Annotated in this window: 8 protein-coding genes and 1 tRNA gene; 5 read left to right on the forward strand and 4 right to left on the reverse strand. The window is 43.0% G+C overall.

The features are described 5' to 3' along the window. Positions 1-10: 10 nt before the first annotated feature. The 3 genes from G7Y39_RS11075 to G7Y39_RS11085 form a co-directional block, all read right to left on the reverse strand. Entirely contained in the window at positions 11-1,261 is a 1,251-nt protein-coding gene (locus G7Y39_RS11075) for an efflux RND transporter periplasmic adaptor subunit (RefSeq protein ID WP_165157530.1), read from the reverse strand. A gap of 53 nt (positions 1,262-1,314) precedes the next feature. Beyond that, complete coding sequence (locus G7Y39_RS11080; protein ID WP_165157531.1) at positions 1,315-2,646, reverse strand: TolC family protein; 1,332 nt, start codon at positions 2,644-2,646, stop codon at positions 1,315-1,317. A gap of 174 nt (positions 2,647-2,820) precedes the next feature. Next, positions 2,821-2,973 (reverse strand): hypothetical protein, encoded by a 153-nt coding sequence (locus G7Y39_RS11085; RefSeq protein WP_165157520.1) that lies wholly within the window; start codon positions 2,971-2,973, stop codon positions 2,821-2,823. 481 nt (positions 2,974-3,454) lie between these two features. Between G7Y39_RS11085 and G7Y39_RS11090 the strand changes: the two genes are divergently transcribed. From G7Y39_RS11090 to G7Y39_RS11110, 5 genes are read left to right on the forward strand one after another with little or no spacing between them, the layout of a single operon-like run. Then, positions 3,455-4,420, forward strand: a complete 966-nt coding sequence (locus tag G7Y39_RS11090) for a vWA domain-containing protein (RefSeq protein WP_165157532.1) — start codon at positions 3,455-3,457, stop codon at positions 4,418-4,420. A gap of 29 nt (positions 4,421-4,449) precedes the next feature. Continuing rightward, positions 4,450-5,517, forward strand: coding sequence for a protein phosphatase 2C domain-containing protein (locus G7Y39_RS11095; RefSeq protein ID WP_165157533.1), 1,068 nt, complete (start codon positions 4,450-4,452; stop codon positions 5,515-5,517). 8 nt (positions 5,518-5,525) lie between these two features. After that, on the forward strand, positions 5,526-6,608 hold the full coding sequence (locus G7Y39_RS11100) for a protein kinase family protein (protein WP_165157534.1): 1,083 nt from the start codon (positions 5,526-5,528) through the stop codon (positions 6,606-6,608). Between the two features lie 53 nt (positions 6,609-6,661). Then, on the forward strand, positions 6,662-8,221 hold the full coding sequence (locus G7Y39_RS11105; RefSeq protein ID WP_165157535.1) for a protein kinase family protein: 1,560 nt from the start codon (positions 6,662-6,664) through the stop codon (positions 8,219-8,221). A 2-nt stretch (positions 8,222-8,223) separates the two neighbouring features. Beyond that, positions 8,224-9,567 carry a DUF4407 domain-containing protein gene (locus G7Y39_RS11110; RefSeq protein ID WP_165157536.1) on the forward strand — a complete coding sequence of 448 codons (1,344 nt, stop codon included), beginning with the start codon at positions 8,224-8,226 and terminating at the stop codon, positions 9,565-9,567. Between the two features lie 838 nt (positions 9,568-10,405). Here the strand turns inward: G7Y39_RS11110 and G7Y39_RS11115 are convergent. Beyond that, positions 10,406-10,480, reverse strand: a tRNA-Pro gene (locus tag G7Y39_RS11115). Positions 10,481-11,034 lie beyond the last annotated feature (554 nt).

Raw genomic sequence — 11,034 nt, forward strand, 5'->3', positions numbered from 1 at the left:
CTACATCGATTTATTCCAATACCAGCACTTCATTATCCTTATAGTTCTCATAGCTGGACACAATCACCTTCTCACCGGCTTCCAGGCCTTCCAGGACTTCATAATATTGCGGGTTCTGACGACCGATCTTGATAGAACGCCTGTAGGCTTTCTTTCCATCCGGATCAAGGACAAATATCCAACTCCCGCCCGTGCTCTGGAAGAAAGTTCCCTTCGGGATAATGACGCTCTCGGTAGGTTGCCCCAGCTCCAAGTTGATGTAGTAGGTCTGTCCGCTGCGGATATTGTCCGGGCGCTCGCCCGTGAAAACGAAATCCGTACGGAACTTACCATCGCGGACCTCGGGATAGACCTTGCGCACCATTAAGTCGAAAGAGGAGCCTTGGCGCTCGAAAGCGGCGCTTAAGCCCGGTTTCACGCGGTCTATGTAATGCTCGTCGATCAGGGCCTCGATCTTATAATCGGAAAGGTCGTTAATCTGACCGATCTTTTGCCCCGGATTGATACTTTGTCCCAATACGACATCCAACAGGCCCAACTCACCGTCGATCTGGGAGCGGACATTCAGGTTCTCCTTACGTTCGCGGATCAACAGGATATTCTTCCGCATATTCGCCAAACTGGCCTCCATCTCATCCATCTGGATGGTGCGGGAGATAGAGTCCTGGCGCAAGCGCTCGGTAATCAAGGCGTGCTTTTGTGAGGCTAACTCGAAGTCCTCCTTCGCTTTCAGATAATCCTCTCTGGCGATCAAGTTCTCCTTATACAACTGTTCTTGTTGGTTGAACGAACGGCGGGCCCGGTTCATATCCATATCGTATTGAAGTTTCTCCATCTGATTGGTCAGTTTATCCTGCTCCATGGTAACCTGCGTATTGCGGAGGAAGTTCTGCTTCTCCGCCAACTCGGCCTCGGCGTTCAAGATCTGCAAATCCAGATTTGAGTTGCTCAGACGAACAATAATATCGCCTTTCTTCACCTGGGCGCCTTCTTCCACGACTTTCTCCTGCACGATCCCCCCCTCCTCGGGGCTAAGCTGCACGACCGTGATAGGTTGCACCTGACCATCCATGCGAATGAAGTCATTGAATTGCTCACGGGTCACATGGCCGATGCTAATTCCCCTCGCATCCACTTTCAACGTAGAGGCATGATCACCAAAGATAATCCATCCCAACAAGATAACGAACAACGTACCACCCACCACGTAAGGAATGTGCTTCTTCTGAAGGCCTTTTTTTTTCTCTAATTGTATATCCATCGTATTCTATATTTTTTTGTTATTCAAAACCATCAACTGTCCACTATCAACTGTCAATTAATAAGAGGCTTGCCCTTATAATAATCTACCAACTTGCTTTTCAACAAGTACATCAATCGCTTTTGAAGCAGATTAGCCTTGGATTCCAACAGGGTATTCGCGCTGGTCTGTACATCCAGCGTGCTCATCAGGCCTTCCTCGTACTTACGTAGGGTCACACGATAAGCCAACTCATCCGATTTCACCTTCTTATCCATCTGTATGGCCTCTTTGGCGTATCCCTCGCGATCCAAGACAGATTGCTCCACCGCTGTCCGCAACTGGCGAAAGACCTCTGTTCTTGTCTCCCGCGCGATCCGCATATTGTTACGGTAACGACGAGCGTTCGTCAGTCTGCTCAAACCATCGAACAAGGGGAAGCTAAGGCTAAAAGATACATACTCACCACGGTTATTCTTAAACTGGCCCTTGAAACCTTCCGGGGCATTATCAGACGTCAGGTTCTCGAAATAACTCGTAGAGACTCCGGCATTCAAATAAATACTCGGCAACAACTTCCCTTTGTAAATACGGTATTGGTATTTGCTTTGCGTCAATTGATACTCGGCTTGCAAGGCGGTAGGGTTATTCCCGGACGCATAGGCGAAAATCTCCGCCACGTTCTCTACTTCCGGGACATAATTGATATCAGGTAATAGCGTATCCACATCCAGTTCTAAATCAGACGGATAATTCATACATTCCCTCAAAGTAAGCAGGGCCGTATTGAAAAGATTCTGTTGGTGGGTCAATGTATAATCATCGGCCGCCACCTGAGCCTCGAATTGCGCCACATCCGCTTTCCCTTTCAACCCCAGCTCTTCCTGCCGACGAGTCTTGTATAAGGTACGGTTACTCTCCTCCAATTTCTCGGTCGCCATACGAATCGTTCCCTTATAGTACACCACATCCATATAAGCCTGCATGGTTTTCATCGCTAAATCATCTTTCGCTTTCTGGATGTCATTAACTCCCATACGGCGATTGGATTTTGCCATCAGCCATTGATTGATCAGCTGTCCGCCCGTAAAAATAGGAATCGAGGCGTCGAGGCCATAGTTGTTATTAAAGGTGGAAGTATTCTCGTAGGTATTGGTCGCCGGGTCAATCGAACGGCCAAAACTATATTGCGCCCCGACCCTAGCCGATGCCGCGGGGAAAAAAGATGCTACGGCGGCATTCCGTTCCGCCTTATACGTATCTGATGTATAAACTTGCTTTTTTACCGATGGGCTGTTTTCCACGGCATAGCGCATACATTCATCCAAAGTCCAAAGTTTCTCTTGGGCCACCGTTGAGGCAGCGAAACTGAGAGAAAGAACGGTTGTAAGTAATAGTTGTCTCATCGCTCCATTATTTTCTACCGAAATAGTAGCAAAGAACGTGCCAAAACAGATAAACAGCTAATCAACAATCAGATAACAAAAATCCATATTTTTAGAACTGTCCAATATTTTGACAATGCTGTCTAATTGTTTGACACTATTTCCACCTCGACACGCAAGAGTGATATAATTCTTTTAGTCCCAACTCCGTAAAGATGTGTCAATAGCATTCTCCACCACCCGGTACACATTCTCTCTCATCGTATGAATGCGCCCGCCGAGTTGCGGCAGTACACGGCTGAGGCCGTAAGCCGTCAGCAGGGAACCAAACGGGGCAGCGGACAACATTTATGAACTGCTAAATTATAAGAAGATACCATTTAGAAGGATAAGCATAGAGAAAAGTTTGTAGTACACAGAACGACAAACGAAGAAAGCTAAATCATTGAAAAATAAATCAAACACTCCGGCGGAAATCAAAGTTGGATTAAATTTGATTAACATAAATTAATAGACACTAGTGCTTGAATTTGAGAAAAATTAAGTAGTTTTGTAATTATTCCTACGCCGAAGCGCATCAATGTAGATGCTTGCGCAGTTGGGTGGGGACGACATACAGACATAGGCGTTTTTGGACGCTTTGACTTTGACGCTCTAAGAATCTCGCACGTTCGAACGGTTTGTCAAAAACAAAGCAACGAGAACGCCCCGTGGGGTGTTTATACACTTCCCTCTTTGACGTATCACCTCAAAAGAGGAGTCAGAGTGTGGATTTGATATATCCATCGGCGTGGGGCTTTCGGCGTTGCTCGTTTCGACAAACTGGGCAATGCGAGAGCCTTTAGAGCGTGGAGCGAGCGACAGACAGGCTCCACGTTTTTTGTTTGTATGCTACAATATCAGCAATAACTCTCTGCTGAAAGGGGCCAAGGCAGAACATTTTATTGTAGCTATGGCAAAGAATGATAAACAATGGAGTTCTGCTACCCCTGGCCTATTGATTATTTTATTGGATCAGTCCGGCTCAATGATGAGTGATTATGAAGGTACTACACGTACCAAGTTTGCATCGCTTGCTGTCAATAAAGTTATTGACAACATTATCCAGAAGAACTTTGATGGTGATGCGCCGAAAAACCGCTGTTTCATTTCTGTGATTGGTTATAATCACAATGTAAAAGAGTTGTGTTCCGGTTGGTTAAAGGACTTGGATGCTAATCCATTGAGGTACGAAACACTGAAAAAGAAGACACCGGACGGCACCGGTGGCCTTGTTGAGGTGGAAGTAAAACAACCCGTATGGGTAGAACCCATTGATAGAGACGGGGCCACAAATATGCTTGGTGCTTTTCAATTGGCAAAGGACTTGGTAGAAAAGTGGATGGTAGATAATGCAGATGGACCTGCCCCTGTCATTATTAACATCTCTGATGGAGTTCCTTTTTATGATGGAAAAGATCCGAGAGAATGCATGAAGGAAACCGTCATATTGGCAAACGAAATAATGGGGCTTTCAAACAATGATGGTAATGTCTTGATTTTTAATGCTCAAATAGACGATTCAACCGGTAAGGCCGTGTTCCCATCAAATAGGTCTGACATTTCTCAGGAACAGGCGCAGTTCCTGTATGACATTACGAGCGAAGTTCCTGAATCCTATAAAGCTGCTGCTATCAAGAATGAGTTGCCGATAAAAGACGGTTCCCGTGGTTGTATCTTTGGTGCTGATGGAGTCCAATTGATTCAACTCATTGACTTCGGTTCCTCTAAAGGTTTGGGTGATAAAGGCTTATAATGGAAAATGATTAATTACAGCCTGGGAATATGATTATACGTGCTTTTATAACTCACAAGCAAGCTGAATTATTTGCAGATTGCCAAGATAGGTTTGGTGTTAACCCGGACACCAAATCTATCGCAGTGTCTGATGGAATGGGTTCAACATGGCAACAAAAAATATGGGCACAACTTCTTGTTGATACATATACCGGAAGCAATGAGTGGACTCCCACGATAGAATCCATAAAGCCGCTATGCCAGACATGGCGAGATAGGGTTACTGATTTTATTCAAAAATTGAAGGACTCGAACGCTCCTGAAAACATGATATATAGGAATGAACGTAACTTATCGGAGGGTCGTTCGGCCGGAGCTACGTTTGTGGGTATTCGCTTTTGTGGTTATGAATGGAGTGGATCCGTTCTTGGCGATTCTTGCTTAATAGAGTGGGACGGAAAGAGTGCGGTATTCCACACCTCACAAGATGTAGAAGCATTCGACAGTTATCCTGATTATTTTGATAGTGCCACATCAAAAGATGGGAAAGGAACGCCGAAGTCCATTAAAGGCGTGTTGGGAAAGGGGGAATCTCTATTTTTAGTTTCTGACCCTTTCTCTGAATTCCTTTTGGAACATAGCAAACAAGAGGATATAGTTAACTATGTTCAACAATTATGGTCCTTGTCATCTCATAAAGATTTTGAAACATTGGTTTGCGAATGGAGAAAAGAGGGAATGCATAATGATGACACGACATTGGTAATAGTAGAAAATGACAATTCCGAGATTCTCACAGTAACCTATACAGACGACATCATAAAAATGATTGAGAAGGAGAAATCACCTCAAATATCGGATATAGAAACAGCAGAGAAAGAATCATCTTTCCAAGAAAGCCCATCTAAAGAAGAGGGAGGGGATGTTGTGAATTTCATTGTTGTCCCAAACGATGAGAAGAAGCAGTTTATAAATGAATTCATAGCAGAATATCAACGTTGTCTCCAAAAGGGTTTTCCAAAATATATGGACAAACTGAAATTCAAGTGGACTCAAAAAGCAACGGAAGAAGCATTAGACCTAATGTTTGAAAAATATTCCATTATTCACAAATAACCATCGTTATGCCTTTACCTACCATTCCCGATTATAGTACGTGTATAAAGACACCGGCATTGGTTCATCCATCAGTGCTGAAAGATGGACATCCTATAGAGAAAGGTGTACGGCTTATTAAATACTCCGGTGGTTTTTGCGTGGTATTTCCATATCAGACTCCTTCGAAAAAGTATGCTGTACGCTGCTGGCATGCAGAGGTCTCTGATGCAAAACGCAGAACACAGGTTATAGCAGACACTCTAAAAAAAGTGGGGCTACCCTACTTCGTTGGGATTGAGTTTTACGAAGATGGTATTATGACACCACAAGGGATGCAACCACTTGTTGTTATGGATTGGGTGGAGGCAGAGTCCTTAAAAAGATTCCTGTCCGAGCATATCACGGAAGCCTCTATCATTGGCAGGATTGCCGAGAATTTTAAGAGGATGGTGGCAGACTTGCACGCCAATCATCTCTCCCACGGAGATCTGCAACATGGAAATATCATGGTAAAGTCAGATTGCTCATTAATTTTGGTTGATTACGATTCTATGTATGTTCCAAATTTGAAGGGAATGCCAGACGAAATTAAAGGGCTCGTCGGTTATCAACATGAGTCTCGATGGAAGAACAAGAACGTATCTGAAAAGGCGGACTATTTTTCAGAATTAGTCATCTATACCAGTTTGAAAGCACTGGCAAAAATGCCATCTTTATGGGCGGACTTGAATATGGAAGATACCGATACGCTTCTATTCTCAGGCGAGGACATTCAGTCACATGGTACATCGAATATCTTCCGGTTGTTGAAGGCTGACTCAGAGCTGGCACCATTGGTTGATAAATTATGTGAGTTTATGGCAAAGTCTTCGATAGATGAACTCTGCCCTTTGGAAGAAGCCATAACCTCTACCGGTGATGGTATTTCAGCTAAATGGGAAAAAGGGAATGGCTATAATCCATCAGCGAAGAAAGGCCGAATTGATGATTCTGATAATATTGCGAAAAAGTGGGCCGGCGGAAGAAGTGGATATATCAAACCGGATAAGGTAGAGGAGCGGAAGAATCTATTATCATCAATTACAGAAAAATTCAAAAAGCCTCAATAATGCTAACAGTACCAAGTATAAGAACGTCCGTAGAGAACCAAAGTGTTCTTGTGTTGGACAAGCATGTAAAAAACGGCATCTTCAGGAGGGATGCCAGGGGAAGACTTATCGCCTATACAGGAGGTTTCTCTGTGGTATTTCCTTATGAGGCTGCCAACAAAGAGAAATGGGCTTTCAGATGTTGGCATTCTGATGTAAACAATTCAAAAAGACGGTATGAAATTATCTCTGAAGCAATCCAAAAAACCCGGTTAGATTTCTTGTGTGACTTTGAGTATATTGAGAAAGGCATCAATGTAGAAGGCAAAGTATATCCGACGACAAGAATGAGGTGGATAGATGGTATCACCATCAAAGACTATATTTGCCGGAATAGAAATTCAAAACAGTTGCTGGTAGCGTTGGCGGACAAGTTTCTCAAAATGACTCGCGATTTACACAACTTGTCACTTGCTCATGGTGACCTTCAGCATGGGAATATCTTGATAAGCAACAATCTTCAGTTATATCTGGTTGACTATGATTCTTTTTATTGCCCCGAACTAAAAGGAGAAGCAGATAATGTTACAGGGCTTCCGGATTATCAACACCCGTCACGAAGTACCAACAAGTTTGTTTCAGAGAAATTGGATTATTTCTCCGAACTGATAATATATCTTAGTATTCTCGCCATAGCGGAGAATCCCTCACTAATCGACAAGTACAAGGTTGAGGATGCCGACCGCCTCCTTTTTTGTAAAGAAGACTATTCAGACATAAAGAATGCACAGATATACAAAGATATTTACTCTCTTGGGAATGATTACCAAGACATGTTGGCTGTATTAGAAGAATATCTTATGCATAATCGCATTGATGATTTACTACCCTTTGAGGGACTTTTGTTACATCGGAAAATCTCTTTCTTTGCATCGGCAACAAAAGTTGTTCGCAATACCCAACAGATAAAAATAGAATGGAATGTTCCTTTTGATACTGAAGTACTCCTATGCAAGGGGGGAGACAAAGATGCTAAGAAATGCGAAAGGAAAGGTTCTCTTTCTACGACACTCACCCAAAACACTACATTTGAATTATCGATAAAGATGCCAGACGGGCAAGTTATAAAGAAAGAGATTGCCATTAAGGTCTTTGACGAGTGCAAATTAGAATTCACGGCTGACAAATACTATGTATTTCCGACAATACCTGTCAAACTTTCTTGGAAGGTTGAGAATGCCAAGAGAGTTTGGCTGGATGATGAGGAAATGTCGCCTTTTGGAACAAGAGTCATAGAGCCAAAGAGAATGACGACATGTGTATTATCTGCAGAAGATGAATTTGGAAAGAAGGAAAAGCGAATAGAAATAGGGATGTTACCTATCCCACAAATAAAAACGTTGCTCGTACCGACTCCTAACATCGTCAATAATTTGTCCATCACAATAAAACAACCCAGATACTATGCGAACGTATCTTTTCCCGATGTAGCAATTGGAATGGTTGATACAGAAATCCCCAAGGTCCCATCCTTAAAAGATATAGGGTTAAATATTGAACTGTCCCCTCCCTTCCCACGGTTCAATCTAAAGCGTTCAATTAAAAATGTATTCAATCACATAACAAAAAAATAACGATGGAAGTAAACAATGTATCAAACACGAGAGGAGAGAAAATTGAATGGGGCGGCTGGCTCAATGAGTTCTTATGGATTTGCGCCGGTACGAATCGTGAAATCTTAAGACAATGCCCAACAGATTATGCCAAATATGCAGGAACTGGAGGAACAATACTTTTTACTGCTATTATGGCTGCGATATCAGGCGGGTATGCTATATCATTTGTGTTCAAAGATGCACCTTTATACGTTCCGTTTGGATTTGGAATTATTTGGGGATTAATGATATTTAATCTCGACAGGTTTATGGTGAATACGATGTACTCTGATGGGAAACATACAATTAGTAAGGCAGAATTTTTGGGTGGATTACCTCGGATTATTCTTGCGATTTTTTTAGGAATTGTAATCTCAACTCCAATAGAAATAAGAGTATTTCAAGATAAAATCAAGTCTCAGCTAATAATTGATCAAGGTAAGGTAGGGGATGATGTAAGAAAAGCTCATGATTTACTCTATCAGCAACGCAAAGACATTGAAGATCAAATTGCGACAAGAAATAATCAATTAACAGATTTGCGTTCAGGCAGACTTGATGGAATATCCGGCAGAGTTGCAGACAAAGAAAAAGAACTTAAAGAGGCCGAAAACCGGTTGTATAATGAAACAAATGGCGATGGAGTAACAAAACAAAGGGGATATGGTCCCGCTGCTAAACAAATAGAAAACCAAGTTAATAGATTGAAAGAAGAACTCGCCAATTTGCGTCTTGAAGAAAGACAAAACAATGCTAATAACCAAACTTACATCAAACAAAGAACCATCAGTGTTCAAAACGAAATAGACGAATATAATAGGAGATTAGTAGAGGTAGATAAAAAAATTGCTGAAGTTGAAAAAGAAGGTCGTGAAGGGCAGAAAGAGTTGACTGGCTTTTGTGCTCAAATAAATGCATTGAACGAGATTGCATCTCCTTCTAAAAATTTATCGTTGTTTCTAACAAGGCTCTTTATTTCATTGTTATTTATAGCAATAGAGATAATCCCAACACTTTTTAAAATGATGGTTGCTTCTGGTCCATACGATGATTTTTTACGCGCTGAGATGCACAAGGTGCGTGTGTTGTCGGACAAAAGAATATCAGACCTCAATGATGAGGTGAACACAGAAGTTCAAATTTCCACCCAAAAGAACAAAGAACGCTTAGCTGCCGAAGCACTTGCCAATAAAGAACTAATGGAAAGGATTGCAAAAGCTCAGGCGGAACTTCTCCAAACAGCTATTGACAAGTGGCGAGAAGAAGAACTTGTAAAGATAAACCAAGACCCCTCAACATATATTCAATCAAATAGTAAGGCATGATGGAGAGTGAGGGCATATTCCTTCATCAATTGTCTTGACCCACATTGCGATAATCACCGTCAGGAAGTTGGTGATCTATCGTCTCTATCTCCCATCTTGGACGAAAGTTTTGTGGGCGAAAATTTCAATCGCAAACATAATATCTCATCCTCAGTGAGTACAAACATGTAGTCCTGCGGAATTTTTTTCAGGATTATGGGACACCTGCAAAAGTCCGTGCATAAACTAACCTTCAATAGCATCTTGATTCTAATCTTCCGCATACGCCCGGTTGGCGTACCTGCTGCTCCCGGAGTCGAGGTCTCGAAACACTGCACTCGGACAAAGCCAAATGTAAGGGCGCGGATGTGCCGGAGAAACCGATTCCAATGCCACACTTGGAGAGGTGAAATGCCATACTTCGCAGGGTGAAACACCATACTTCGCAGGGAGAAATGCCACACTTGGAGAGGGCTGAGGCGGAAATCTCGCATAAGGCTTCTGTTACCGTCATCGCCCATAGGCTAAAAAATGTATTGGAGGAAACGATATCCGTCACGCGATTAGGCTTTGTTTCGTATAAAAAGCATCTTAAGTCCATCCCTCAAGTATCTTAGGTGCGTTGGCAAAGTATCTTAGGTGCGTGGCGCAAGTATCCTAACATACTCTTTTGCTCAGCCTTCGTCGCATTGGGGGCGTGTTGGTAAGCATGACCTTCTCAAAAGATAGCCCCCACCCTCACAACTTTTCTATAGAGTCCATTAATTTTCTACTGAGCCCGGACGCTGCAAAAAGCCGCCCGTATCGAGCAATAAAAAAAGGAGCTACCTTTCTATTGTAACTCCTTAATTCTTAACCGTCGGGGTACCAAGATTCGAACTTGGGACCCCCTGCTCCCAAAGCAGGTGCGCTAACCGGACTGCGCTACACCCCGTTCCGCGATTCATAGTACTTATCCCTGATCGCGGCGCAAAGGTACGCCTTTATTTTAAACCACAAAACTTTTCGGTAACTTTTTCTTTAAATAATCCATCCTTGAACACCTTTGAACACCTTCATCCGCGATCAGTGGCACCGCCATGCGTGAGAAACCATCCAAGATTGGAGAGACCGGAGCATGCTGGGACAGCATGAGGGCTGAAAACGAATGCCTAAAACGGCAATTCGCCGTTGGAAGGCATAGCTGATTATCAGTTATTTGCATTTTTCGTTTATGGTATCAGGCCATAAAAACCGGAGTATGTTGGGACAAATGCCGTTTCGAGTGCCGTGCCGCGTAAAAAACCGGAGCATGTTGGGACACCGCATCCGATGTAATCGGGTTTACAACATCGGGTTAGCATAAAAAACCGGAGCATGCCGGGACAAATGCCGTTTCGAGTGCCGTGCCGCATAAAAACCGGAGCATGTTGGGACACTTTTGGTGATTTTCGGTTATATTCTTCCGCAAAAAAGGATATAGCCATGGCAACACAACCTATAAGTATG

It is taken from the genome of Parabacteroides sp. ZJ-118 (assembly GCF_011038785.1).
GTDB lineage: Bacteria > Bacteroidota > Bacteroidia > Bacteroidales > Tannerellaceae > Parabacteroides.

Bases quoted from the DNA above. Each gene is read 5' to 3' on its own strand.
- G7Y39_RS11090 (WP_165157532.1), top strand. From the start codon at position 3,455: ATGCGAGAGCCTTTAGAGCGTGGAGCGAGCGACAGACAGGCTCCACGT.
- G7Y39_RS11095 (WP_165157533.1), top strand. From the start codon at position 4,450: ATGATTATACGTGCTTTTATAACTCACAAGCAAGCTGAATTATTTGCA.
- G7Y39_RS11080 (WP_165157531.1), bottom strand. From the start codon at position 2,646: ATGAGACAACTATTACTTACAACCGTTCTTTCTCTCAGTTTCGCTGCC.
- G7Y39_RS11085 (WP_165157520.1), bottom strand. From the start codon at position 2,973: ATGTTGTCCGCTGCCCCGTTTGGTTCCCTGCTGACGGCTTACGGCCTC.
- G7Y39_RS11110 (WP_165157536.1), top strand. From the start codon at position 8,224: ATGGAAGTAAACAATGTATCAAACACGAGAGGAGAGAAAATTGAATGG.
- G7Y39_RS11075 (WP_165157530.1), bottom strand. From the start codon at position 1,261: ATGGATATACAATTAGAGAAAAAAAAAGGCCTTCAGAAGAAGCACATT.
- G7Y39_RS11100 (WP_165157534.1), top strand. From the start codon at position 5,526: ATGCCTTTACCTACCATTCCCGATTATAGTACGTGTATAAAGACACCG.